This is a genomic window from Pseudomethylobacillus aquaticus, assembly GCF_003730115.1.
Classification (GTDB): domain Bacteria; phylum Pseudomonadota; class Gammaproteobacteria; order Burkholderiales; family Methylophilaceae; genus Pseudomethylobacillus; species Pseudomethylobacillus aquaticus.
Window position 1 is genome coordinate 1 of the sequence record NZ_RJVP01000008.1, and the last position, 24,989, is coordinate 24,989.

Annotated in this window: 25 protein-coding genes; 12 read left to right on the plus strand and 13 right to left on the minus strand. The window is 56.8% G+C overall.

Annotated elements, in window-relative coordinates; all coding sequences use genetic code 11:
• Nucleotides 1-340 precede the first annotated feature (340 nt).
• The 4 genes from ED236_RS11685 (at nucleotide 341) to ED236_RS12420 (ending at nucleotide 5,139) form a co-directional block, all read left to right on the plus strand.
• On the plus strand, nucleotides 341-1,489 hold the full coding sequence (locus ED236_RS11685; protein WP_123238173.1) for a tetratricopeptide repeat protein: 1,149 nt from the start codon (nucleotides 341-343) through the stop codon (nucleotides 1,487-1,489).
• Between the two features lie 74 nt (nucleotides 1,490-1,563).
• Nucleotides 1,564-2,067, plus strand: coding sequence for a hypothetical protein (locus tag ED236_RS12415; protein ID WP_148042301.1), 504 nt, complete (start codon nucleotides 1,564-1,566; stop codon nucleotides 2,065-2,067).
• A gap of 11 nt (nucleotides 2,068-2,078) precedes the next feature.
• Nucleotides 2,079-4,679 (plus strand): hypothetical protein, encoded by a 2,601-nt coding sequence (locus ED236_RS11690; protein ID WP_123238174.1) that lies wholly within the window; start codon nucleotides 2,079-2,081, stop codon nucleotides 4,677-4,679.
• Nucleotides 4,680-4,788: 109 nt separating this feature from the next.
• Entirely contained in the window at nucleotides 4,789-5,139 is a 351-nt protein-coding gene (locus ED236_RS12420; protein ID WP_148042302.1) for a hypothetical protein, read from the plus strand.
• A 100-nt stretch (nucleotides 5,140-5,239) separates the two neighbouring features.
• Here ED236_RS12420 and lipA read toward each other — a convergent pair whose 3' ends face one another.
• The 11 genes from lipA to ED236_RS11745 form a co-directional block, all read right to left on the minus strand.
• A complete protein-coding gene (lipA, locus tag ED236_RS11695) occupies nucleotides 5,240-6,211 on the minus strand; it encodes a lipoyl synthase (RefSeq protein ID WP_123238175.1) in 972 nt (323 codons plus the stop codon).
• Nucleotides 6,208-6,846 carry a lipoyl(octanoyl) transferase LipB gene (gene lipB / locus ED236_RS11700; protein ID WP_123238262.1) on the minus strand — a complete coding sequence of 213 codons (639 nt, stop codon included), beginning with the start codon at nucleotides 6,844-6,846 and terminating at the stop codon, nucleotides 6,208-6,210. Before lipB ends, lipA begins: the two co-directional genes overlap by 4 nt.
• 33 nt (nucleotides 6,847-6,879) lie before the next feature.
• Complete coding sequence (locus ED236_RS11705) at nucleotides 6,880-7,146, minus strand: HP0495 family protein (protein WP_123238176.1); 267 nt, start codon at nucleotides 7,144-7,146, stop codon at nucleotides 6,880-6,882.
• Nucleotides 7,139-7,996 (minus strand): D-amino acid aminotransferase, encoded by an 858-nt coding sequence (locus tag ED236_RS11710; protein ID WP_123238177.1) that lies wholly within the window; start codon nucleotides 7,994-7,996, stop codon nucleotides 7,139-7,141. The genes ED236_RS11705 and ED236_RS11710 overlap by 8 nt, the downstream gene beginning before the upstream one ends.
• 10 nt (nucleotides 7,997-8,006) lie before the next feature.
• The gene (locus ED236_RS11715; RefSeq protein WP_123238178.1) at nucleotides 8,007-9,143 is read right to left on the minus strand and encodes a D-alanyl-D-alanine carboxypeptidase family protein; all 1,137 of its coding nucleotides are present in this window, start codon (nucleotides 9,141-9,143) and stop codon (nucleotides 8,007-8,009) included.
• 16 nt (nucleotides 9,144-9,159) lie between these two features.
• Nucleotides 9,160-10,008: a septal ring lytic transglycosylase RlpA family protein gene (locus tag ED236_RS11720; protein WP_123238179.1), complete on the minus strand. Its 849-nt coding sequence runs from the start codon at nucleotides 10,006-10,008 to the stop codon at nucleotides 9,160-9,162.
• The gene (rodA, locus tag ED236_RS11725; RefSeq protein WP_123238180.1) at nucleotides 10,008-11,102 is read right to left on the minus strand and encodes a rod shape-determining protein RodA; all 1,095 of its coding nucleotides are present in this window, start codon (nucleotides 11,100-11,102) and stop codon (nucleotides 10,008-10,010) included. Before rodA ends, ED236_RS11720 begins: the two co-directional genes overlap by 1 nt.
• Nucleotides 11,095-13,026, minus strand: a complete 1,932-nt coding sequence (gene mrdA, locus ED236_RS11730; protein ID WP_123238181.1) for a penicillin-binding protein 2 — start codon at nucleotides 13,024-13,026, stop codon at nucleotides 11,095-11,097. Before mrdA ends, rodA begins: the two co-directional genes overlap by 8 nt.
• A 10-nt stretch (nucleotides 13,027-13,036) precedes the next feature.
• A complete protein-coding gene (mreD, locus tag ED236_RS11735) occupies nucleotides 13,037-13,534 on the minus strand; it encodes a rod shape-determining protein MreD (protein WP_123238182.1) in 498 nt (165 codons plus the stop codon).
• A gap of 2 nt (nucleotides 13,535-13,536) precedes the next feature.
• Entirely contained in the window at nucleotides 13,537-14,538 is a 1,002-nt protein-coding gene (mreC, locus tag ED236_RS11740; protein WP_123238183.1) for a rod shape-determining protein MreC, read from the minus strand.
• Between the two features lie 139 nt (nucleotides 14,539-14,677).
• Nucleotides 14,678-15,721 (minus strand): rod shape-determining protein, encoded by a 1,044-nt coding sequence (locus ED236_RS11745; RefSeq protein ID WP_123238184.1) that lies wholly within the window; start codon nucleotides 15,719-15,721, stop codon nucleotides 14,678-14,680.
• Between the two features lie 206 nt (nucleotides 15,722-15,927).
• Here ED236_RS11745 and gatC point away from each other — a divergent pair, with 206 nt between their 5' ends.
• The 3 genes from gatC to gatB are packed head-to-tail and all read left to right on the plus strand — an operon-like array spanning nucleotide 15,928 to nucleotide 19,135.
• Complete coding sequence (gene gatC / locus ED236_RS11750) at nucleotides 15,928-16,215, plus strand: Asp-tRNA(Asn)/Glu-tRNA(Gln) amidotransferase subunit GatC (RefSeq protein WP_123238185.1); 288 nt, start codon at nucleotides 15,928-15,930, stop codon at nucleotides 16,213-16,215.
• A 9-nt stretch (nucleotides 16,216-16,224) separates the two neighbouring features.
• Nucleotides 16,225-17,703, plus strand: coding sequence for an Asp-tRNA(Asn)/Glu-tRNA(Gln) amidotransferase subunit GatA (gene gatA / locus ED236_RS11755; protein WP_123238186.1), 1,479 nt, complete (start codon nucleotides 16,225-16,227; stop codon nucleotides 17,701-17,703).
• 1 nt (nucleotide 17,704) lies between these two features.
• A complete protein-coding gene (gene gatB, locus ED236_RS11760) occupies nucleotides 17,705-19,135 on the plus strand; it encodes an Asp-tRNA(Asn)/Glu-tRNA(Gln) amidotransferase subunit GatB (RefSeq protein ID WP_123238263.1) in 1,431 nt (476 codons plus the stop codon).
• A gap of 251 nt (nucleotides 19,136-19,386) precedes the next feature.
• Here the strand turns inward: gatB and pyrE are convergent, their stop codons facing one another.
• On the minus strand, nucleotides 19,387-20,052 hold the full coding sequence (gene pyrE / locus ED236_RS11765; RefSeq protein ID WP_420820425.1) for an orotate phosphoribosyltransferase: 666 nt from the start codon (nucleotides 20,050-20,052) through the stop codon (nucleotides 19,387-19,389).
• Between pyrE and ED236_RS11770 the strand changes: the two genes are divergently transcribed.
• The 5 genes from ED236_RS11770 to ED236_RS11790 all read left to right on the plus strand — a co-directional run bounded on the left by ED236_RS11770 (nucleotide 20,045) and on the right by ED236_RS11790 (nucleotide 23,969).
• Nucleotides 20,045-20,833 carry an exodeoxyribonuclease III gene (locus ED236_RS11770; RefSeq protein WP_123238265.1) on the plus strand — a complete coding sequence of 263 codons (789 nt, stop codon included), beginning with the start codon at nucleotides 20,045-20,047 and terminating at the stop codon, nucleotides 20,831-20,833. The genes pyrE and ED236_RS11770 overlap by 8 nt on opposite strands.
• Before the next feature lie 51 nt (nucleotides 20,834-20,884).
• Complete coding sequence (locus tag ED236_RS11775) at nucleotides 20,885-21,754, plus strand: EamA family transporter (protein ID WP_123238187.1); 870 nt, start codon at nucleotides 20,885-20,887, stop codon at nucleotides 21,752-21,754.
• Nucleotides 21,755-21,931: 177 nt separating this feature from the next.
• On the plus strand, nucleotides 21,932-22,201 hold the full coding sequence (gene bufA2, locus ED236_RS11780) for a BufA2 family periplasmic bufferin-type metallophore (RefSeq protein ID WP_123238188.1): 270 nt from the start codon (nucleotides 21,932-21,934) through the stop codon (nucleotides 22,199-22,201).
• 74 nt (nucleotides 22,202-22,275) lie between these two features.
• Nucleotides 22,276-23,187, plus strand: a complete 912-nt coding sequence (gene bufB, locus ED236_RS11785; protein ID WP_193726107.1) for an MNIO family bufferin maturase — start codon at nucleotides 22,276-22,278, stop codon at nucleotides 23,185-23,187.
• Complete coding sequence (locus ED236_RS11790) at nucleotides 23,184-23,969, plus strand: HvfC/BufC N-terminal domain-containing protein (RefSeq protein WP_162299623.1); 786 nt, start codon at nucleotides 23,184-23,186, stop codon at nucleotides 23,967-23,969. Before bufB ends, ED236_RS11790 begins: the two co-directional genes overlap by 4 nt.
• Before the next feature lie 194 nt (nucleotides 23,970-24,163).
• On the opposite strand, the gene ED236_RS11795 is transcribed toward ED236_RS11790, so the two are convergent.
• Nucleotides 24,164-24,964, minus strand: a complete 801-nt coding sequence (locus tag ED236_RS11795) for a DUF1223 domain-containing protein (protein ID WP_123238190.1) — start codon at nucleotides 24,962-24,964, stop codon at nucleotides 24,164-24,166.
• Nucleotides 24,965-24,989: the final 25 nt, after the last annotated feature.

Below are 24,989 nucleotides of genomic sequence, written 5' to 3' on the forward strand. Positions count from 1 at the left end.
GACGCTGCACAACAAGATTGCCAGTCTGCGCATTCACATACGCCGCATCCCCATGCGCCGTCACCACCGGAAGACCTAACTGGCCGCCACTGCCCAGCACATTCGCTGAACTCCCCGCCAACCCCAACCCGCTTCCAGTGACAACCCCTACCATGACGTCCCCTTGTCTTCGTTAAGTGCCATGGCGTAACGCATCATGACCTACCAACTCAATAGGTCTCCTCTTATCTCCTGCGGTTTAGGGGACCGCTGAAATTTATTTCAAAGCTTTGAATTACGATAAACTCGATTCAATAAGTCACGACTTACTTATTTCTGAAACCTTTACAAGAGCACATAGATGGCGACAAAAGAACAGCTCAGCCGGTATCTTCAATTCTTGGAAGTCGATCCGGGCAATCTCAGCCTGATCATAGCGTCAGGCAATATGGCGTATGAACTGGGGCTCTTTGATCAAGCATTGGAACTTGCTGAGCGAGGCTTAACAATTGCGCCAGCCCATGCTGAATTGAAGGCGTTGCGAGGCCTTGTCAACCTGAGTACTCACCATGTGGGGCTTGCACAGTCTGAATTTGAGGCGCTGATTTCGGAAGGTCAAGGTGCCCCTGTGATTCGTTACAATTTGGCTTATTGCCGGGCTTTGGATGGGGATTTCGAGGCGGCACTTGCTTTGCTGGATGATGCGGAGGCTCAATACAAAGATATTCCACAGATGCTGCATTTGAAAGTTGCCGCTTTACATCATCTGGCTAAGGTTTCCGAGGCGATTGATCTGGCACAGGCTGTTATTTCACAGCATCCTGATGATGCCGTACTGGCAGGGATGCTTTCTTCACTTCATATCGATAATGAGGATTATCAAGCAGCAGCCTACTATGTAGCGGTGGCTATGAAGAGCGGAAATCCATCTGCCGATACCTATGCAAGTCAGGGATCGCTCTACCTTATTGATCAAGACGATGATCAAGCACTTTCCTGCTTTGAGCAGGCTATTCAGCGTAAAGTAAATAATGGTCGCGCATGGTTGGGTAAGGGCCTGGCGGAGATGTTGCAGAATCGTTTGCCTGAAGCGCAAGGTAGCTTTGATCATGCCGTGAAATACATGCCGAACCACCTTGGTACATGGCAGGCGCTGATTTGGTGCTGTATTGCTCAAGGCAACTGGTCTTTAGCAGAAGAGTATGTGCAAAAGAGCATGGCGATGGATGATACGTTTTCGGAAAGCCATGGCGCTTTAGCTATCATCCAGCTTAACAAAGGACAAGTGACGGAGGCGAAATCGTCGATTCGCCGGGCATTAAAGCTGGATCCGCATTCGTTCTCTGGACAATACGCGCAAACCAAGCTGCTTGAATATGAGGGGCAAGCTGAGCAGGCTGACAAGGTACTGCAGGCAGTTCTTGACACGTCTTTAATGCCGGATCAAGGAACGCTTAGGGATGTTCTGGTGAACCGCTTGATCAAGTCTTCGCGGAAAGCTGAGCAATAGGCTAACCATTTAAGACAGCATCGGGTTATGGCAAGTGGATATGTAACGCTGGATAAGAACGCATAGGAGAAGGTATGCATTACTTAAATATTATCTGTGTCAATAAAACTAGCTTCGACCTTATAGCCACCAATTTCTCTGTCGAAATTGGAAATGATGGGAAACACAACGGTACAACTCCGGTTTGCACGCCACCTTCCATGCTGCTGCCTGCTGTCTCAATTATAGACAGCTCGGGTGATCAGACTTATCAGTCCAGTCAGGTGTATATGGATCAGAGAGGTAATTTTCAAAGCGGGCCACAAGGTACCTTCTCCTGGGTGAGTCAGGACAACCCGAAGATTGGCGTGGATTTTGACTATCACTATCCTTCTAGTTCCGGATCTTCAGGGGAAATTGTAACGCTGACGGTGTCGCCAAGGTTTATTGGTTACCAGATTGAATTTAACGGGACAACTTCGAAATTGAGTTATGACCAAGGCACTTATACGTTCAAAAGTAGTTCAGATGATAAATCGTTAACCGTCACGTTCTTGGAGGTTACTAATTCCGAGAATAATTTGCCCAGTAACAACTAAGAGGTCAGAACATGTCAAATCCTCCAGGTAGTGACGATGCATACCAAGCACAAAGACTTTCAGACTCTGCTGCTTGTTATTTTATAAATTCGACATCACAAGAAATAGCTGAGATATGGATAACCCATCAACAGGGTGCAACAAGTTCTGGCAAGCTACAAGATAATTTGCCGTTGATGTATTACTTCCAGCGACGCGGTGGTAGCTCGATTGCGGCCAAAGAGGTGATTCAGTTACCCAATGTTTATTTTAATTACAGCGATGACCAGACAGACCAGGGGACATCAAATTTAAATGATTGGGGAGTCTATTTCCGGCACTCCAAGACAAACATGCTGTATGGGCCTAAATCAAGCCCAATGACGACCAAGTCTCTCTATGTTGAACAACCCTATGGAGCAGCTCCGGCGGACTATGGGATCGTTCTTGAATTAATTGAGACCCCGATGGGGTTCTCTCTTAATGTCTATCAGAACGGCAGTGCTAGCCCTGAAATATTTTCTTTAGTAAGGCTACAGTCTTCTGCTTTGCTTGTCGCTTATAAACTGAGTCAGCCCAATACGGTCAGGGCTGCGTTTGATGCAATTGGAGCCTCAACCGAGTATCCAGGCGATAAGGTACCAATCGGAGTCTGCATTAGTGGCGGTGGGTCGCGAGCGATGACAGCGGGTGTTGGGCAATTACAAGCACTGAGCCTCATCCAATACAATGACAAACCACTTCTGGATCAGGTCCGTATTTTGTCATCTGTTTCTGGAGGAAGCTGGTTGTCGGGCCCCTTCACATACCTTGATCAACCCACTATTTCAGATAGTCAATTTCTTGGAACTTATGCATCTCCACAGTCTTTGACGCCATTGATTGTAGGGACAAAGCCAGCTGATGGAAATATCGGGGCAGTGATTACTAATGATAATTTCGCATTCAAGTCATTGGCTGTCCAAATGGTGCTTCTGGTGCTGGATGATGCATTCGGGCATGGAAAATTCAATAATCTGTCCAGAATGTGGCAAACCATCGTAGGTCAACATTTCTTGAAGCCATACGGCTTGCTTGAAGAAGATCGATATAGCGTTCCAATATCCACCTATAGTTATTCGTTACAAACAATAGGTGGAAACGCAGACGCGTTGGATGCATCTTTCTATCCAGCGGTGGACGATGGTTTCCGTGGTTCCAGGCCTTTCCATGTATGCAACATGGCAATGCAGGCTATTGAGTCAAGTCAGGCAAAGAATCCGAAAAACTCATTTGCCGTTCTTGCGCAAGCAACGCCGATCTTTACGGGTGTTCCACTTACCGCTGCAGGAATTGTAAATTCTTCAGGACTACCCGTGGGTGGGGCACAGATTGCTACATTTGCGTATAACTCAATCCCTTGCCTACACGCAGGCGATAGCGTCCCTGAGTATATTCATGTCAAGCAGGCGAGTCCTTGGGGACTGGAAGACAGCATAGGCGTCAGTTCAGCATTTATTGCTGCTGCCATCGCAAAATATATAGGTGATCGAGCGTCAGATGAACTCGCTGATTTGTTAATTGAGCGAGGTGCTGATGCAGCACGGTTTTTATCGTCTTGTTTATCAAAACACACAGCAGAGGAAATTGCCAAGCTGACAGACGAGCAGTTTGCGCATCGCTTGCTGAGGATGACAGATGAAGATCTGATGGCAAGTCTTCCTCTGACTTTTCAAATTGTCAGTTTGGACGATTTCAAAAAAGAGCGGGACATCGTTCTGAGTATCAGTTTCGGGCCAATTGAGCAAAAGATATTGAAGTGGCTTCTCAATAAGCTACTAGATGAAATAATGAAGATTCTAGAGAAACTGGCCGAACTGATTGTGCCTATGTATCCTTATTGGACGCCAGCCAATTTACCAGAAAGCTCGGTTACGCCTAAATCATACGTCACACATTATTATGATGGCGGCTTACTTGAGAATACTGGGCTTGCTTCATTGCTTTCTTACACTGACATTGACACTGCTCTGGTGTTTGTGAACACAGGCAGTGCGTTGTCCTTATGTGATGGCGACTCAGTTACTGCAGGTATCGTTGATAGTGATGGCCAAATAATCGACTGTACCAATGTCAAGGTGGATGACCAGATATCCAGATTATTTGGGTATCAGGGCTATGTGCCTGGCAGCGGGTATGTGTTGATGCCGAAAACAAATCCAGATAAGCATTTGCAATGGTTTGAAAAGCAATCAGCAATGACGGCCCAGATTTTCCCAAGCGAAGATTTTGCTGAGGTGCTGCAGGGGCTATGGCAGGCCGCCACTGGAGGTAATGTAAGTCAAAATGGCCGTTATGTCTTGCCCAAGGCGCCTGTATTGCAGCATCCTGCTGCTTATAAACAAACACTTACGACGTTGGCCAATGAGTTGTTTAATGTTGAAGGTGAACGCACCGTAGAGATTTACTGGTTCTATTTAAGTCCAGTAGCCTCCTGGAGTGACTTAGTCCCGCCTGATGCCAATACCCCGTCGAGTGATTTTCCAAATATCGGAACATTTACAACACAATATTCGGCGGAAGACTACAACTTGCTTGTCAACCTAACTGCCTGGAGTACACAGCAATTCATTGGAAATAATCCTTTATCGTAACCGGTGCTAATAAATGATAGGAATGATCAAAATGACGAGTGCTAATAGTTATGACGTGAAACTCCATTACAGTGATTCTACTACTGGAAGTACATTGGACCGGCTATGGATGAGTCATCAAACAATTTCTGAAGGGGAAATCTCCCCTGCTGAAAATTTGTTTGTTGCGGAGGTCACTAACGGAACGGTTATTGGTACGGTAACCATACTTGATCAATCAATAAATGATTGGGCAGTATATGCTGTTCTTAAAAATACAGGCGGTGTATTGATGGGAATGCCGTTACCTACGGAAGTTCTAACCTGGGGATCATCGGCTCCAGAGACGGCAATTTCAGTAGGGCTGTTTGTGTCTAAAAGTGGATTCCAGATACAGTGGCTTGATGTGAATAATCAAGTGATTGATAACTCCCCAATGTGTAATTTTAAAAACCTTACTCCAAGGCCGAGTGCCGATTAGATATTTAAGTACCTTATTCTAAAGTCTGGTACGGAGCTTATGGGTACTTGAGTTACACGTCTTGATGTAGCCACATCATCAAATAAAGATTCGCGTACTTCTACACACTGATCCCGGCCGAATGCGCCTGCTGGTCGGCGTGATAGCTGCTGCGCACCATAGGCCCGCATGCGGCATGCGTGAACCCCATTGCCGTCGCCTCGGCCTCGAACTGTCGGAAGCGTTCCGGCGTAACAAAGCGTTTGACGGGCAGGTGGTGCGGGCTGGGTTGCAGATACTGCCCCAGCGTCAGCATGGTGACGCCGTGGTTACGCAGGTCCTGCATCACCTGCAGGATCTCTTCGTCGGTTTCGCCCAGGCCCAGCATGAGGCCGGATTTGGTCGGCACGTGCGGGTGTTGTTCGCCGAACACTTTGAGCAGGTTCAGCGAGTTCTGGTAATCCGAACCCGGGCGCGCTTCCTTGTACAGGCGCGGCACCGTCTCTAGGTTGTGGTTCATGACATCGGGTGGCGCCAGCGTGAGGATCTGGATGGCGCGGTCCAGCCGTCCACGGAAATCAGGTACCAGGATCTCCACCTTGATCGCCGGGCTATGCGTTCTGACCGCGGTGATGCAGTCGACAAAATGCTGGGCGCCGCCGTCGCGCAGGTCGTCGCGGTCTACCGAGGTGATCACCACATAGTTGAGGCGCATCTGCGCGATGGTGCGTCCCAGGTTCTCGGGCTCCTGCGTGTCCGGTGGCAATGGCTTGCCGTGCGATACATCGCAGAACGGGCAGCGCCGTGTGCAGATATCCCCCAGGATCATGAAGGTGGCGGTGCCGCCGCTGAAGCATTCGCCGATGTTGGGGCAGGAGGCTTCTTCGCAGACGGTATGCAGCTTGTTGTCGCGCAGGATCTGTTTGATCTCCTGAAAACGCGCTGAATCCGGCACTTTCATGCGTATCCATTCCGGCTTGCGCAAGGCGGGCTGCGGAATGATCTTGATCGGGATGCGCGCAGTCTTTTCGGCGCTGGTTTCCTTGACGCCCGCAGGTTTGCGCTGCGCTGGCGTGATGAGCGTTTCGGTCATGTGCTTATGGCTTTCTGGTCTGCATACTGCTCAAATTGGGCGGTCAGCAGGGACAGTAACTGTTCTGCGACCTGATCTACGGGCTGTTGCACGCCCAGTTGGCTGAGCTGGGTCACTTGCAAGCCGCGATAACCGCATGGATCGATGGCGGCGAATGGGGCGAGATCCATGGCGACATTCAACGCCAGGCCATGATAACAGCGCTGCTGTTTGACGCGCAGCCCCAGCGAGGCGATCTTGCTATCTTGTACATAGACGCCTGGCGCATCGCTGCGCGCCTGGGCGCTGATGCCGTACTGGCTGAGCAGGGCGATCACGGCCTGCTCCATACAGCTCACCAGCTGGCGCACCGTCAAGCCACGGCGTTGCAGGTCGATGAGCAGGTAGATCACCACTTGGCCCGGACCATGGTAGGTGATCTTGCCGCCTCTATCCACTTCCAGCAGCGGAATGTCCTGACGGCTGGGTGGGCGTGCGTCCTTGCGGTTCAGGCCCAGCGTGTAGACGGGTGGGTGTTCGGTGAGCCACAGCTCGTCAGGAGTGCTGGCATCGCGTGCCGCCGTGAACGCCTGCATGGCCTGCCAGGTGGCGAGATAATCGCTGCGCCCCAGTCGCCGCAGCAACGGCGTTAGCATGGTCATATCAATCCCGTCGATTCGACCATGGCCTCAGAGCGTGAACTTCACCATGGGGTGTGCACTGAGCGTACGGTAGATATCGTCCAGTTGCGGCTTACTGGTCACGTATACGGTGCAGGTCAGGCTGATGTAACGGCCACCGGAGCTGGCACGCATCTCCACGCGGCTGGCATCGAACTCTGGCAACTGCTGGCGGATCAGCGCCACGATGGTGGCGGCAAAGTCATCATGCGTCTCCCCCATGACCTTGATGGGAAAGTCGCAGGGGAATTCAATCAGGGTTTCCTGTTCAGCCATGTCGCATTACCTGTTGTTTATAGTCTTGATACCAGCCCAGCATGCGTTTGAACAGCGGACCGGGCTGGCCGTTGGCGATGGGCTGACCGTCGAGTGTGACGATGGCCAGCACCTCCTTGGTGGACGAGGTGATCCACAGCTCATCAGCGCTGCGTATGACGCTGGAAGCAAAATAACCGATCTCGACCGGCACGCTGTGCTGGGCGGCCAGCTCCAGTACCAGATCATAGGTGATGCCGGGCAGCATGTGCTGATCCTTGGGCGGTGCGAGGATGACCCCGTTGCGTACTGCAAAGATATTGCTGGCCGCGCCTTCCGTGAGGATGTCGTCACGGAACAGGATGGTCTCCACGGCACCGGCATCGACAGCCTGTTGCCGCAACAGCACATTGGCTAGCAGGGCGATGGCTTTGATGTCGCAGCGGTCCCAGCGTATGTCGCTTGCGCTGATGCAACTCACCCCCTGGCTGATCTGCGCTGCCGAAGGCGTGATCAGCGGGTTGCTCATCATGAACACGGTAGGGCTGACGCCAGCCGGGAACGCATGGTCACGTGGCGCTACACCGCGTGTAACGTGCAGATAGATAGACTGATCTGCCTCATCCTGTCGCGCGATGAGGGTCTGTACCAGTGCCGCCCATTGCGCATTGCTGTACGGGTTGCTGAGCCGCAGTGCCGTCAGGCTGGCGGCAAAGCGCTGCAGGTGTTGCTGTAGCCGGAATGCATGGCGCGAATAGACCGGGATGATCTCGTAAGCGCCATCGCCGAAGATGAACCCACGGTCCAGAACCGAGACCTGCGCCTGATGCAAGGGCAGGAATTCACCATTCAGGTAGACGGTCTGGCTCAAGGTTGAGGGTTTACTCGAACCAGAGTTTGACGCTATCGACCAGGCGACCAAAGATGCCAGCCGCAGGCACCGCCTTGCTGGCGATCAGGTTGCGCTCAACCAGTACCTTGTCGTCCAGGGTCAGCGTGATCTTGCCGATGGCTTGATTGGCACTGATAGGGGCAACCAGAGGTTGCGTGCTGGTGATGCTGGCTTTCACGCGGGCGTAATCGCCTTTGGGCAGGGTAACCGACAGGTCACGTGCCAGCGTGGCGTCGATAGAAGGCTCAGCGCCTTTCCAGACGCGCAAGTTGTTGACCTTCTGACCGCGCTTGTAAACCAGCGTGGATTCGTAGAACTGGAAGCCGTAATTCAGCAGCTTCTGGCTTTCAGTGGCACGCGAGGTGGAGGAGCCGGCACCCAGCACCACCGAGATCATGCGCGTATCGCCGCGCTTGGCCGAGGTGATCAGGCAGTAACCTGCCGATTTGGTGTGACCGGTCTTCATGCCGTCTACGTACGGGTCCTGCCACAGCAGCGTGTTGCGGTTGGGTTGGGTGATCTTGTTATAGGTGTATTCCTTGACCGAGTACAAGCGCTTGTAATCGTCCGGGAAGTCACGGATCAGGGCTGCAGCCAGAATGGCCAGATCAGTCGCGGTGGTGTAGTGCTGCGGGTCGGGCAGGCCGGTGGCGTTCATGAAATGGCTGTTCTTCATGCCCAGACGGGCGGCTTCCTTGTTCATCAGTTCGGCGAACACTTCTTCAGTACCGCCTATGCCTTCGGCCAGCGCGATGGAAGAGTCGTTACCGGACTGGATGATGGTGCCGTGCAGCAGTTCGTCCACGGTGACCGGCTTGTTGGGCTCGATGAACATCTTGGAGCCTTCCACCTTCCAGGCCTTGACGCTGACCGGCAGGGTTTGCGTCAACTGCAGATGGCCGTTCTTCAATGCCTTGAATACCATGTACGCGGTCATGATCTTGGTCAGCGAAGCCGGTTCTACCCGCTCGTCACCGGCTTGTTGAGCCAGCACGCTGTCACTGTTGAAATCACGCAATACATAGGATTTGACCGCCAGTGTGGGCTGTGGCGGGATAGGGGCTGCCAGGCTGCTCATGGCGATCAGGAGCAGGGCGGTGGCGGTCAGGGCTTTGAATAAAGGCATAAATAGTCTTCTCGCGTTATTGCTGATAAAGCAGGATGGCGTCTATCCCCAGGGACTGACGGATTTTGGCTTGCACTTGCTCGGCTTGTTCACGGTCGCTGTAAGGACCCAAGCGTACACGATACAAGTTCCTATTATACCAGCTTGAAATATTCACTTTTTGCACGCCGGGGTTATCCAGCAGCTGATTCAGTTGCTGGCGCAGGCGATCTGCATTGCTTTCTTCATTGAAAGCACCGACTTGCAGATACACGCCAGCTGAAAAACTGTTCACCATGGGGGCTGCAGTAGCGGACGCCGTAGCGCTTGCCGAGCCGCCGCTGGTATCGATCGCCTCGACGATCACCTTGGCGCTACCCGGGCCAAGCAGGCCGATGCGATGCGCGGCCACATAGGAAAGGTCGATCACGCGGCCCGCTACGAAAGGCCCGCGGTCGTTGATGCGTACCACCACGCTACGCCCGTTGCTGGCATGGGTCACACGCGCATAGCTGGGCAGCGGTAGGGTCGGGTGGGCGGCGGTCATGGCATACATGTCATACACCTCACCGCTGGCGGTCTTGCTGCCGTGGTAGCGCTTTCCATACCAGGTGGCGATGCCCTCCGCTTTGTAGGGCGTGTGGCTGGTCATGGGCACATAGCGCTTGCCCAGTGCCATATACGGTTTGTTGGCACGGTCCATCAGCGGTTCGGCGCGCGGCACGGCGTCCGGGATGCTGTCCAGATTGGCAGGTGCGTTGTCTCCCGGGCCGTCATCCAGGTAATAGCCGCCGCCTTTGCCGCCAGGCGCCGGGCTGGGCTTTTTGGGGGCACTGCCACAGGCCACTAGTAATGCACATATAAACAGCAGTAAGGTGGTTTTCATCAGCTGGATACCAGTTTTTTGTGGGTTTTGATGCTCATCAGGATGCCCAGGCCCAACATCAGTGTCACCAGTGAAGTGCCGCCGTAACTGATCAGCGGCAAGGGCACACCCACCACTGGCAGGATGCCGCTGACCATGCCGATGTTCACAAAGGCGTACGTGAAGAAGGTCATGGTGATGCTGCCTGCCAGCAGGCGTCCGAACGTGCTTTGTGCGTAGGCGGCGATGAACAGCCCGCGGCCTATGATCAGCAGATAGAGCAGCAACAGCAGGATGTTGCCCAACATGCCGAACTCTTCGCCGAACACCGCAAAGATGAAGTCAGTGGTGCGTTCCGGGATGAAATCCAGCTGCGCCTGTGTGCCATTCAGCCAGCCTTTGCCGGCCAGCCCCCCCGAGCCTAGCGCAATGGTGGCCTGAATGGTGTGGTAACCGGCGCCTAGCGGATCCTGATACGGGTCGAACAGGATCTCGATACGGCGTCGCTGGTAATCGTGCAGCATGGTCCACAAAATCGGCGCTGCGACCGCGATGCTGGCACCCACGCCCAGTATGAAACGCCAGCTCAAGCCAGCCAGGAACAGCACATAGAAGCCAGATGCCGCGATGAGCAGGGAAGTTCCCAGATCGGGCTGTTTCATGACCAGCACCACCGGCACCGCCAGCAGCAGCGCACCCATCAAGTGATGCTGCAAGCGCGGGCTGGCTTCATGGCGGGCAAAGTACCAGGCCAGCAACATGGGAACGCCTATCTTCATGATCTCGGAAGGCTGGATACGCACCACGCCCAGATGCAGCCAGCGCCGTGCACCGTTGCTGATCTCGCCGAACAGGGCAACGCCAACAAGCAGCAGCAGGCCTAGCACATAGATGGGCAGTGCCAGCCTTTGCAGGTGTTGTGGCGGCACGTTGGCAGTCACCCACAATACGGACAGCGCGATGACGATATTGATGGCCTGTGCCTGCATCCGGCCCACGCTGTGGCCGCCTGCGCTGTACAGCACCGCCATGCCGACCACCAGCGCCAGGATGATGGTGCTCATCAGAAAGCCATCGATATGCTTGCTCAGCGACAGGTAGATGCGCTCAATCATGTGCTTCGCTGTGCTCCTCTTCTATGGGTTCGGGCGCTGGCAGTGCTGCAGCTGCGGCTGGCTGCGCATCCGGCAGCTTGCCCAGCAGGTAGTAATCCATCACCTTGCGTGCGATCGGGCCGGCGGTAGAGCCACCGTGACTGCCGTTCTCGACGATCACCGCCACAGCGATCTTGGGATCTTCCGCTGGGGCGTAGGCGATGAACAACGCATGGTCACGGTGCCGCTCGGCGATGTTCTTTTCATCGTATTTTTCGTTTTGCTTGATGCCGATCACCTGTGCCGTCCCTGTTTTGGCGGCGATGGAATAGGGGCTGCCTGCCCCTACGATCACCGCCGTGCCACCGGGGCGCGTGACATCCACCATGGCTTCTCTGACCAGGTCGATGTGTTTGGGCGCCAGCGCGATCTGGTCCATCACTTGAGGTTTGACCGGGCGCGAGATGCCGGTGCGGTTGTTCTGTATGCTGGTGACCAGGTGCGGCCGCATGGCCACCCCGTTGTTGGCAAAGATCGCGGTAGCGTGTGCCAGTTGCAGGGGTGTCACCAAGGTGTAGCCCTGGCCTATGCCGGTGATCACCGTCTCGCCCGGATACCAGGGTTGTTTCCAGCGTTTCCATTTCCAGGCCGGTGTGGGCAGCAGGCCACCATTCTCGCCCTGGATGTCGATGCCGGTCTTCTGGCCAAAACCGAAGTGCTGCAGGAAGTCGGTCAGCCGGTCTATGCCCATCTCGTGCGCCAGGCCATAGAAGAAGGTGTCGCAGGACACAGTGATGGCTCTGCGCATGTCCACCTGACCATGGCCGGCAGGCTTCCAGTCGCGATAGCGGTGGGTCTTGCCGGGCAGGCTGAAGTAACCAGCGTCGCTGATGCTGAAGGGTGGTTCGCGTCTGCCTGCCTCCAGGCCGGCCAGCGCCACAAAGGGTTTCAGCGTGGAGCCGGGCGGATACACGCCGTGCAAGGGGCGGTTCACCAATGGCCGGTCCAGCGATTCGTTGAGCGCTTTCCAGTTTTCGCTGTCGATGCCATCCACAAACAGATTGGGATCGAAGCTGGGCTGACTCACGTAAGACAGGATCTCGCCGGTCTTGGGGTCGATGGCCACCAGCGCGCCGCGCCGTCCGGCAAACGCCTCTTCGCCTATCTTCTGCATGGTGCTGTCGATGGACAGGATGAGGTTTTCCCCAGCCACCGGCGCCACGCTGGACAGCACGCGTACCGCATGCCCGTCGGCATCGATCTCTACCTGCTGGCTGCCAGTGACGCCGTGCAGCTCGCGTTCGTAATATTGTTCGATACCGCCCTTGCCGATATGGTCGGAACCCTTGTAGTTGGACAGGTCGCCAGCCTCGGTCAGGTTCTTGATGTCTTTGTCGTTGATGCGGCCTATGTAGCCGATCAGGTGCGCGCCCAGTGTGCCTTGCGGGTAGTGCCGGAACAACCGGGCACGGATCTCGACGCCGGGGAAGCGGTAGCGGTGCACGGCGAACCTGGCCGCTTCGGTCTCAGTGAGGTGGCTGCGTAAAGGCACGCTGATGAAATTGTGATTCTCGGCGCGCAGCTTGTTGAAGCGTTTGCGGTCCAGCTTGCTGACCGGGACCAGTGCGCTGATATCGGCGATGGTCTGTTCCAGATCGTCCACCTTGCCTGGCGTGATCTCCAGGGTATAAACGAAATAGTTGTGCGCCAGCACCACGCCGTTGCGGTCAAAGATCAGGCCGCGATTCGGCACGGTAGGGACGATGGAGATGCGGTTGTTGTCTGCCAGCGTCTGATAATGCTCGTAACGCATCACCTGCAGATAATAGAAACGGCTGGCCAGGATACCGAAACAGCACAGCACCAGGATGCTGGCGGCCAGCAGGCGCCAGCGAAAATCGTATTGCTCGCGCTGATGGTTGCGGAATTCGAGGTAGCTGGGCATGCCGTGCGGATCAGCTTCTGCGTTTGTTGCTGGCGGCACCGGTGGGCGCAGTGCCCGAAGCGGACAGCAGGGCCAGGACGATCCATAACAATGTGCCGGTCAGGCTGGGCAGGAAGTAGTGCCAATCCGGGATGCTGCCGCCCGCGAACAGCCGTAGCAGCAGCTGGGTGATCTGGGTCACGGCCAGCAAGGCACCCACGAACAAAGCCAGTTGCGGAATATTGAACAGCGTGAGGCGACGCTGGTAGATCACTGCAAAGAAGGCGGTCAGTGAGTAGGCGAAGGCGTTGGCACCGAACAGGCCGCCTGTGGCAAGGTCAATCAGCAGCCCTGCCATCCAGGCCGTACCGATATTACAAAGATGCGGCGCACGGCACAGCCAGAAGATCAGCGTCACCATCACGAAATCCGGCCTCAGCATCAAGCCGCTGCCAGACCAGGGCAACATGGACATGAACAATGCCAGCAGCAATGACAGGTAGATGAAGCGTGATTTGGTGGTGTACATGCTCAAGTGCCTCCATTGGCTGGGGCCGCTGGCAAGGTGGCAGGCGTGCTGGAGGCTGGTGTAGCAGTGGTGCTGGAAGGCGAGGAGGGCTTGGGTTTCGCCGTCGGGGTCGGCGCCTTGCCGGACGGGGTGTTCACGGCTGGGGTGTCCGGGATGGGCGTCGCTGCAGCGACCAGCGGCGTTTTGAGCAGCAGTACTTGTCTATGTTGCTCTATGCCAGCAGCTGGTTCGCATACGATGCGCGCGAAGGTCAGGTCGCTGTCACGTTCCACCGAAGTGACTCTCGCAACAGCCAGGCCAGGCGGGTAGACGCCGTCGATGCCTGAGGTGACCAGCACGTCGCCTTCCTGGATATCCACATTGGTCGGCAGATAGGGCAGGTCGATGATGTTATCGCGGCCGTGCCCGAACGCGATGGCGCGCAGGCCGCTGCGCTCGACCTGGATAGGGATGGCCAGCGATTTGTCGGTGACCAGCGTGACTTCACTGCTGAATGGATAGGTGCGCGTGACCTGGCCGATGACGCCCATGCCGTCCGCGACGGCCTGGCCGGTCATGATGCCATGGCGGCTGCCCAGGTTCACCACCACGCGCTGGGTGAACGGGTCGCGGTCCACATTCATGATCTCGGCCAGTTGGGCAGGCTGTTTGATCTCCTGCACTGCACCCAGCAACTGGCGCAGATGCATGTTCTCTTCTTCCATGCTGCGCAGGCGCTGCAGATCGACGCCTTGCTGAAGATTGACGATGCGCAGGCGACGGTTATCCGCCAGCATGGCGTCATGCCCTTGCCAGTATTCCGCGGTCTGGCGGTACCAGTAGCCCGGCATGTTGGCAGCGACTTGCAGGGGGTGCAGCAGGCCCATGAAGCCCTGGCGGACCTCGGTAAGGTAATGCAGTCGCGCATCAACGCCCATCAGTACCAGTGACAGGATACTGAAGAACACCAGCCGCGTGAAAGGCTGCGGGCCGCGCACAAAAAAGGCTGTGGTGGGTTGCTCCATTGGGCGGGCTCGTCAGGCGTTGATCCGGGCTTATGTGAGAGGTTGTTGCGCTAGTTCTTGTTGCGTTAGCGGCGGTTGCAATAAAAAATCAGGCCGTGATGGAACGGCCTGAAACTTGAACAAAATCACTGACGCGGCATCACTCGTTGGCAAATACATTGCCCAGTTTGTCCATTTCTTCCAGTGCGCGTCCGCAACCACGTGCCACGCAGGTGAGCGGGTCTTCCGCCACGATCACCGGCAGGCCGGTCTCTTCCACCAGCAGGCGATCCAGGTCGCGCAGCAATGCTCCACCGCCGGTCAGCACCATGCCCTTTTCGGCGATGTCGGCACCCAGTTCAGGTGGTGTTTGTTCCAGTGCGGATTTCACCGCGCCGACGATGGCGTTCAAGGGCTCGGTCAGCGCTTCCAGGATCTCGTTGCTGGAAATGGTGAATTTGCGTGGCAGGCCTTCGGCCAGATTGCGGCCGGTGACTTCCAGTTCCAGCACTTCGGAGCCCGGGAAGGCGGAGCCGATCTTCTTTTTGATCAGTTCAGCAGTCGGCTCGGAGATCTGCATGCCGTAGTTGCGGCGGATGTAGTCGATGATGGCCTGGTCGAACTTGTCGCCACCGACGCGCTCGGATTTGGCGTAGACGATGCCGCCCAGCGAGATCACCCCGACTTCCGTGGTGCCGCCGCCGATATCGACCACCAGCGAACCGGTCGCTTCGGCAACCGGCAGGCCGGCACCGATCGCAGCCGCCATCGGCTCTTCGATCAGATAGACATGACGCGCACCGGCACCGATCGCGGATTCGCGGATGGCGCGGCGTTCCACTTGAGTAGAGCCGACCGGCACGCAGATGATGATGTTGGGGCTGGGCGAGAACATGCGTGATTCGTGGATGCGGCGGATGAAGTATTTCAGCATCTGCTCGGTGACGGTGAAGTCGGCGATCACGCCATCCTTCATGGGGCGGATCGCGGCGATGTTGGCCGGTGCGCGGCCCAGCATGCGCTTGGCTTCCAGGCCCACCGCCATGATGGTCTTTTTGCCGCCAGGGCCGCCTTCGGTGCGGATGGCCACGACGGAGGGCTCATCCAGCACGATGCCCTTGCCGCGTACGTAGATCAAGGTGTTGGCAGTGCCGAGGTCGATGGCGAGGTCGTTGGAGAAATAACTATTTAGAATACCGAACATGGTTTGGATCGTTCCCTGAGCATGTGCACTAAGAGCTTGCGCACTAAAACAAACTGGCTTGGATTAAATCGGGCTAATCAGCAATACAGCCCAATCATCATCAGCGTGCCACCCTGTGGAATGCACGCCGCTTCGCGCCTTAGAGCCGTGTGAAATCGAGGTATAATAACTGAAAACCTATTGAAGATTAAGATTCAGGTGGATAAATGTCCTTGAGTATTTCTGACATCAAACGTATCGCGACACTGGCCCGTATCGAAGTCAGTGATGCCGAGGCGGAAGTGACTTTGCATAAACTGTCGGGCATTCTGGGCCTCATCGAAGCGATGCAGGCAGTGGACACCACGGGCATCGTGCCCATGTCACACTCGCAGGATGTGACGCAGCGCCTGCGCCCCGACCTGGTCACCAAAACCGATCAGCGCGCGCTGTTCCAGTCCATTGCCCCGGCAGTGGAAGATGGATTGTATCTCGTCCCTAAAGTCATCGAGTAGTCCCGAAACATGATCAACAACAGCCTGAAACAGCTGGGGGCGATGCTCGCCAGCAAACAGATCTCCAGCGTGGAAATGACCACGGAGTTCCTCGATCGCATCGATCAGCACAACCCGGACATCAATGCCTACATCGCGTTGGACCGTGAGCGTACGCTGGCCCAGGCCGCCGCTGCCGATGCGCGCATCGCCGCAGGCACCGCCGAGCCGCTGACCGGCATCCCCATCGCGCAGAAGGATATCTTCGTCGCCAAGGGCTGGCAGACCACCTGCGGTTCCAAGATGCTGGAGAGCTTCATCGGCCCTTACGATGCCGGGGTCATCGAGCGCTTCGATGCAGCGGGTGCCGTCAACCTGGGCAAGACCAATATGGACGAGTTTGCGATGGGCTCCTCCAATGAAACCTCTTATTTTGGTGGCGTTAAGAACCCCTGGGACCGCAGCCGCGTGCCGGGTGGCAGCTCGGGTGGCTCTGCGGCGGCCGTGGCTGCGCGCCTGTGTGCCGCAGCGACGGGTACCGACACCGGTGGTTCCATCCGTCAGCCTGCTTCCTTGTGCGGCTTTTCCGGACTCAAGCCCACCTATGGTCTGGTGTCGCGTTACGGCATGATCGCCTTTGCCTCCTCACTGGATCAGGCTGGCCCCATGGCCAAGTCCTGTGAAGACATGGCGTTGATGATGAACGTCATGACCGGCTTCGACGCGCGTGACTCCACCAGTCTGCAGCGCGACAAGGAAGACTACACGCGTGGTTTGCCCGCCATGACCGGCGACAAGCCGCTGGCAGGCCTGCGGGTCGGCCTGCCGCGCGAATTCTTCGCCGACGGCCTGAATGCGCAAGTCAGTAGCGTGGTGCAAGCGGCCATCGATGAATACCGCAAGCTGGGTGCCGAGATCGTCGCCATCAGCCTGCCCAACACGCGTCTGTCCATCCCAGTGTATTACGTGCTGGCGCCCGCAGAAGCCTCCAGCAACCTGTCGCGCTACGACGGGGTGCGTTATGGCTACCGTGCGCCTGAATACACCGACCTGATGGACATGTACTGCAAGTCGCGTGCGCAGGGCTTCGGTGCGGAAGTGAAGCGTCGCATCCTCATCGGCACCTATGTATTGAGTGCCGGTTACTACGATGCCTATTACCTCAAGGCACAGCAGATCCGCCGCCTGATCGCCGATGACTTCGCCGCCGCGTTCACGCAGTGCGATGTGATCATGGGCCCGACCGCCCCCGGCACCGCGTTCCGCTCCGGAGAAAAGGCGGATGACCCGGTGGCCATGTATCTGGAAGATTTGTACACCATCGCCGTCAACCTGGCCGGCCTGCCCGGCATGAGCATCCCGGCCGGGTTTGCCGAGGTGGAAGGCAAAGCCCTGCCGGTCGGCTTGCAGGTGATCGGTAATTATTTTGATGAGGCACGCATGCTGGATATCGGCCATGCCTATCAGCAGGTCACGGATTGGCATACGCGCATGCCGGAGGGTGTTTAAGGTGGAATGGGAAGTCGTCATCGGGCTGGAAACGCACACGCAGCTCAAAACCAACTCCAAGATCTTCTCGGGCGCTTCGACCACCTATGGCGCGGCCCCGAATACGCAAGCCTGTGAAGTCAGCATCGCGCTGCCCGGCGTGCTGCCGGTGCTGAATCAGGAAGCGGTGCGTTGCGCCATCAAGTTCGGTCTGGCCGTCAATGCCGAGATCGCGCCGCGTTCGGTGTTCGCACGTAAAAATTATTTCTACCCGGACCTGCCCAAGGGCTATCAGATCAGCCAGTATGAGCTGCCTGTGGTGGGTAAAGGCGCGCTGACCATCCAGCTTGGCGATACCGAGAAGGTCATCCGCATCACGCGTGCCCACCTCGAAGAAGATGCTGGCAAATCCGTGCATGGTGCGGTGGAAGGCATGTCCGGTATCGACCTCAACCGTGCCGGTACGCCATTGCTGGAGATCGTCACCGAGCCGGACATGCGTTCAGCCGCTGAAGCGGTGGCTTATGCCAAGAAACTGCATGAACTGGTGCAATGGATAGGCATCTGCGACGGCAATATGCAGGAAGGCTCGTTCCGCTGCGACGTCAACGTGTCGGTGCGCCCCAAGGGAACCGACACGCTGGGTACGCGCCGCGAGATCAAGAACCTCAACTCGTTCAAGTTCATGCAGCAGGCGATTGAATACGAGACCCGCTGGCAGATCGAAACCCTGGAAGACGGCGGCACCATCCAGCAAGCCACGGTGCTGTTCAATCCGGATACCGGCGAAACGCGTGCCATGCGCTCCAAGGAAGAAGCCAACGATTACCGTTATTTCCCGGACCCGGATCTGTTGCCACTGGTGATCAGTGAAGCGGACAAGGACGCTGTGCGTGCTGATATGCCGGAACTGCCGCAAGCCATGAAAGCGCGCTTTGAAGCCGAGTTCGGCCTTTCTGCCTATGACGCATCGGCGCTGACAGCCGCGCGTGCCATCGCCGATTATTTCACCGCTACACTGGCGGCCTTCGGTGGCGAAGCCAAGCTGGCCGCCAACTGGGTGATGGGTGGCGTGGCAGCCAAGCTCAATGAAGCCGATCTCGACATCAGCGCGTCACCGGTATTGCCAGCCCAATTGGCGGGCCTGTTGAAGCGTATCGCCGACAACACCATCTCCAGCAAGATCGCCAAGGAAGTGTTCGAAGCGATGTGGGCGGGCGAGGGCGAGGCGGACAGCATCATCGACAGCAAGGGTTTGAAGCAGGTGACCGATAGCGGTGCCATCGAAGCCATCATCGACGGCGTGCTGGCCGCCAACGCTGCCATGGTCGAAGAATACCGTGCAGGTAAGGAGAAAGCGTTCAACGCGCTGGTGGGGCAGGCCATGAAGGCCTCCAAGGGCAAGGCCAATCCGGCGCAGGTCAACGAGATATTGAAGAAGAAGCTGGGCTAGTCACTGTCGCTATCCGGACGTGCCCCGTGTTTTAGAAATCCAGGATGGAAAATCCAGGATGAAGATCCAAAGCGCGCCGCCCCAGCAGTTGTTTATTGGCAGCCAGTGCATGTGTGACGGCTAACCAAGTGTCGATTTTCAGACGCGTCATCCCGGCGCAGGCCTGGATCCAGGTAGGGTTTAGATAATTCTGATTCTCTGGATTCCAGCCTGCACTGGAATGACGGGCTATTCAGGCCAAGCCGTATTGGTCAGACCACGCCGTATTGTGCGCGGTAGGCTTGTACCGCAGGTTTGAAGCCCGCCAGTTCTGGTGCATCGTCCAGGTAGCGGATCAAATCCGCCAGAGTGGCGATCTTGATGACCGGGATGGTCTGTTCCACTTCCTGCACTGCTGACAAAGCACCCAGGCCACGTTCCTGGCGGTCGATGGCGATGGCCACGCCGGCGGGCGTCGCGCCAGCCGCACGGATGATGTCCACCGATTCACGTACCGAAGTGCCGGCCGAGATCACGTCATCCACGATCAGCACACGTCCCGCCAGCGGTGCCCCCACGATGCTGCCGCCTTCGCCGTGGTCCTTGGCTTCCTTGCGGTTGTAGGCATACGGCAGATTGCGACCCTGGCGGGCCAGTGCGATGCTGATGCTGGCCGCCAGCGTGATGCCTTTGTACGCCGGGCCGAACAGCATGTCGATCTGCAGACCGGATTTAAGAATGGCAGCGGCGTAGAACTCACCCAGTTTCATCAGGCTTTCGCCGTCATTGAACAAGCCGGCATTGAAAAAATACGGACTCAGGCGGCCTGCCTTGGTCTTGAATTCGCCAAAGCGCAGCACTTGCTTTTGAATGGCGAAACGGATGAAATCCTGAGTGAAATCGTTCATGACATGAAATGAGAAATTGATCTTGCGCATTATATCGTTAAACCTCAACGGCATCCGTTCTGCCACTAGCAAAGGCTATTACCCTTGGCTGGCTGGCCAGCAGGCGGACATCGTCTGCATGCAGGAGATCAAGGCACAGGCGGCCGACATGACCGCCCAGATGCACAACCCGGACGGCTATCAGGGTTATTTCCACTATGCCGAGAAGAAGGGCTACAGCGGTGTGGGCGTCTACGCAAAGCGTCAGCCCGATGTGCTGGTCCAGGGCTTGGGCATCGCGGATATCGACAACGAAGGCCGTTATCTGGAAGCGCAGTTCAACGACACGCCAGTCGGGCCGCTCAGTGTGGTGTCGCTGTATCTGCCGTCCGGTTCCAGCGGCGAAGAGCGTCAGGCCTTCAAGTTCAGCGTGATGGCGCGTTTTCTGCCGCACTTGCAGGCGCTGAAAGCCAGTGGACGCGAAGTGATCGTGTGCGGCGACTGGAACATCGCACACAAGGAAGCCGACCTGAAGAACTGGAAAGGCAACAAGAAGAACTCCGGCTTTCTGCCTGAAGAACGGGCCTGGCTGACCGAGTTGTTCGACAGTGTGGGCTGGGTGGATGTGTACCGCAGCCTGCATCCGGAGACCACCGACGATTGTTACACCTGGTGGAGTAACCGCGGCCAGGCCTGGGCCAAGAACGTGGGCTGGCGTATCGATTACCAGATCGCCACGCCGGGCATCGCGGCGCTGGCGCGCAGTGCCAGCATCTACAAAGCGGAGCGTTTTAGCGACCATGCCCCGCTGATCGTTGATTACGCAGTGTGATCGCTTGATGAACTGCTTGTATGGCGCCAGCGGCGCTACTGAAAGTGCTGTGTGGAATTAGTGCTGGTGGGTGGACGCATCCTGTTCTCGTCCTTCTCCAACGTGATACAGAAGCAGCTGGCCGGGTTTGGTTTGCATCCCTACCTGATCGTGGTCGGTACTTATTACGGGCTGGCGCTGCTGGCTTTGCCCTGGGTGTTCTGGCTGCCAGCGGGAGATCTGGCGTTCACCTTCTGGTGGAACATCGCACTGGCGTCCTTGTTCGATGTGGGCGGCTGGTTGCTGCTGGTGTTGTCACTGTCCAGAACCGATCTGTCCATCTTCGGGCCGCTCAACGCCTATAAAGTGGTGGCCTCCATGTTGCTGGCGCTGGTGTTCCTGCATGAGGTTCCCAGCCTGCAGGGACTAGCAGGGGTAACCATCATCGTAGGCGGCAGCTTTTTGCTGATGCCTGCCGCCAAGGCGGGGACGGCACGCTGGCAGTTGTTATGGCGCGACAAAGGCGTGCAGGCGCGCTTTGCTTCCATCCTGCTGTTTTCTATCGGTACCCTGTTCCTGAAGGGGGCCTTGCTGGCCAGCGATGCGCTGACCACGCTCATTTTCTGGTGTCTGAGCGGCTTGCCCATGCTGTTGCTGGCCAATGCCGCGTTCGGACAGAGCACGCTCAAGCAGGGTGTGCAGGAGTTGCAGCAACATCCGGGACGGGTGCTGGTGGTGGGCGTGACTGTGTTCGTCATGCAGTACTGCACGCTGGTGTTGCTGTCGCAGATGCTGGTGGCCTATGCGCTGGCTCTGTTCCAGATGGGCATGCTGCTGCAGGTGTTGCTGGGTTATCGAATATTCCGCGAGCCACATGTCATCAGAAGGCTGCTGGCCAGTCTGGTGATGATCGCGGGCAGCCTGCTGGTGTTGCTGACCTGAACGTCACATCTGTTTTACTCCTCTTGCTCAAAATAATTGTAAGTCCCTGAGGCTGACTGCGACTGATGAAAGTCGTGAGTTGGCGCCTGTGTGGGTGTGACTCTTTCGATGATGAAGCGGCGGCCACAGGCTGCGACCGGTTCATCCCATCCATATCAAATCAAGAGAGGACATTCCATGTCGACCGAAACCCAATCCAAGGTACGTCAAGGCACCATGATCGCACTCGGCGCTGCTGCGCTGATCCTGGCAGGCTGTGCCAGTACCGGCACCAATACCGCCAGCACGTCTGCCAAAGTCCATTGCGCTGGCCTGAATTCCTGTAAGGGCACCAGTGACTGCAAGACCGCAGAAAACGCCTGCAAAGGCCAGAACGCCTGTAAAGGCCATGGCTTCCTGAGCATGACGGCAGCGGAATGCACCTCCAAGGGTGGCAAGATCATCTAAGTCTGGCGGGGTGCCTGCATCCGGGCCGGCCTTGTGCCCCCGGATCCTGGTACCCCATCTTTCATATTCAAGCCATGATCACTTCGCCACCGCATCCCTTGACGGATGATTTCCTGGGTTTCGGCCTGGGTTTGCGCACACCGCATTATCAGGCCTTGCTTGATGATGATCACGCCATCGACTGGCTGGAGATCATCTCCGAGAACTACATGATCCCGGGCGGCAAGCCGCTGCATTATCTGGATCGCCTGCGTGCCCGTTATCCCATGGTCATGCACGGCGTGTCCTTGTCCATCGGCTCTACCGATGCGCTAGATCTCGATTATCTGCGTGATCTGCGCACACTGGCCGACCGCATCGAGCCAGCCTGGATCTCCGATCACCTGTGCTGGACCGGCATCCACGGTCAGAACATGCATGACCTGCTGCCACTGCCTTACACCGAAGAAACGGCCTATCACGTGGCCAGCCGCGTACGTCAGGTTCAGGACCTGCTGGGGCGACGCATCCTGCTGGAGAACGTCTCCAGCTACGCGAGTTATGTGGATTCCTGCATGAGCGAGTGGGAGTTTATCTCGCTGGTTTGCGAGCAGGCAGACTGCCTGTTGCTGCTGGACGTGAACAATATCTATGTCAGCAGCTATAACCATGCGTTCGACCCGCGCGATTTCATCGCTGGCGTGCCGGCCGAGCGCGTACAGCAGATCCATCTGGCCGGACACCATCATCACGGCGACTACATCATCGACACGCACGATGCGCCGGTGATCGATCCGGTATGGGACTTGTATGCGCATGCGCTGGCACATCTGGGGCCGGTCGCCACCATGATAGAGCGCGATGACCAGATACCTCCGCTGATCGAGCTGGTTGAAGAGCTGGCTAAGGCACGTCAGATCGCGCAGCCCTATTTGAATCATCCACTCCCATGGCAGCAAGCGGATCTTTCAAGCAAGCTGGGTTTGCCGATGGCCATGAGCGTATGAGCCAGCTGGCCGAGTTGCAATCCGCTTTTCAGTCTTATCTCGGTGGTAGCACACTGGCGGTGGATTTTGAGCGCCGTATACAGGCCGATGGCAAGATCAGCGCGTCGCGCCGTCTCGCTATTTATCACGACGCTTACCGCTTGCGGCTCATCGAAGCGCTGGCCACCAGTTATCCCATCTTGTTCAAGTTGCTGGGGGATACGCTGTTTCAACAACTGGCCCAGGGCTATGTGGCGCAATATCCTTCAGCGTTCCGCAATCTGCGCTGGTATGGCGCTGAGCTGGCTGACTATCTGGGCACGGCATTGCCACAGCATCCGGTCGCTGCCGAACTGGCTGATTTTGAGTGGCAACTGGCGCATGCCTTCGATGCAGCCGACACCGCCTTGCTGCAATTGGCTGATCTGGCCGCAGTGCCTGCTGAGGATTGGGCTGGATTGCGTTTTGAGTTGCAACCATCGGTGCGTCAACTGCCTTTGCGATGGAACACCATCGCCGTGTGGCACGCACTGAATCAGGAGCAGGTGCCTCCTAGTCCCGTGATGCTGGATCAGGCGGAGTCTTGCCTGATCTGGCGTCAGCAGCTGGACGCTCATTTTTGCAGCCTGGACGCGGTCGAAGCATGTGCATTTACGCTGTTGCAACGCGGTGCCAGCTTCGCCGAGATCTGTGATGGTGTGGCTTCGCATGCCGAGGCCGACGATAACGAAACGGTGATGGTGGCGGCACGCTTGCTGGCAAACTGGCTGGAGCAAGGCTTGATCTGTCGGTTCTATAGGTGAATTTTATGCGTGAGTTCTATACGTGATCAGGGTTACGTGATCAGCGTCTGCCACGCAGGCGACAGTTCAGTGCCATGATCGCTGGATTGGCTAGTGTTGGATATTACTGCCTTTCAGCAGCTGCGCATTCCTTGATATCCAGACCCTGACATCTAGGCCTAGACATCTAGGCCAACACATTGAGCACAAACTGCTCATGATTTACACAGTGGCATGGCCAGCGCTTGCAACACGTCCCCATTGCCACGGTCCTGCACGAAGACCACGATACCGGCATCACGCTGCTGCCAACCGGCATTCAGGATCAGTAGTTTTTCCAGTGTTTTATCTGCCGTGTCCAGGCTGAACGGCCCCATCCACTCGCGTACCACATGGTCATGCGTGAGCTCGCGGCCTGCGTTCTCGCCCGCCTTGATGCTGCTGCGCAAGCTGTTCTCATACACGGCGACGAACAATTCCGCCTGTTTGGCATCGTTGCCTGGGGCAACGCTGGCGCTGGTCTTGAGGCCGAGTTCGCCGGAAGGCAGCTGGCTGATGCGAATGCCAAGCCTGGCGCGTGCGGCTTGCTTCAGCGTGCCGTTCACGTCACGCGTGAACTGGCTATCGCGACTCCAGCCACGGTAGTCGCGTCCGTTCAACATGATTTGCGGTGTGTAGACGAAGCCTGCGCCGCCGCGAGCGGCCGCTAGGCGCTGACGGGCCGAGTAGCGTGGGCTGGCGTAGGGGTCCTTCCAGCCTATGTAATCCCAATAGTCCACATGGAAGGCTAGCGGGATCACCTTGTTCTGGTCGAAGCCGGAGCTGCGCAGGCTGTTCAGCCATTTATCGGCGGGCGGGCAACTGCTGCAGCCTTCGGAGGTATACAGCTCCACCAAGGGCACACGCTGGTCGCCGCTAGCGGCGCTGCATTCAGCGTAGGCCTGACCACTTTGTGTGATCAAGGGCAGGGCAAGCAGGCTCAGGGCGATCAGGTTGAGGCTGGACAGAGGGCGCATGGGGAATCTCCTTGATGTTGCCATT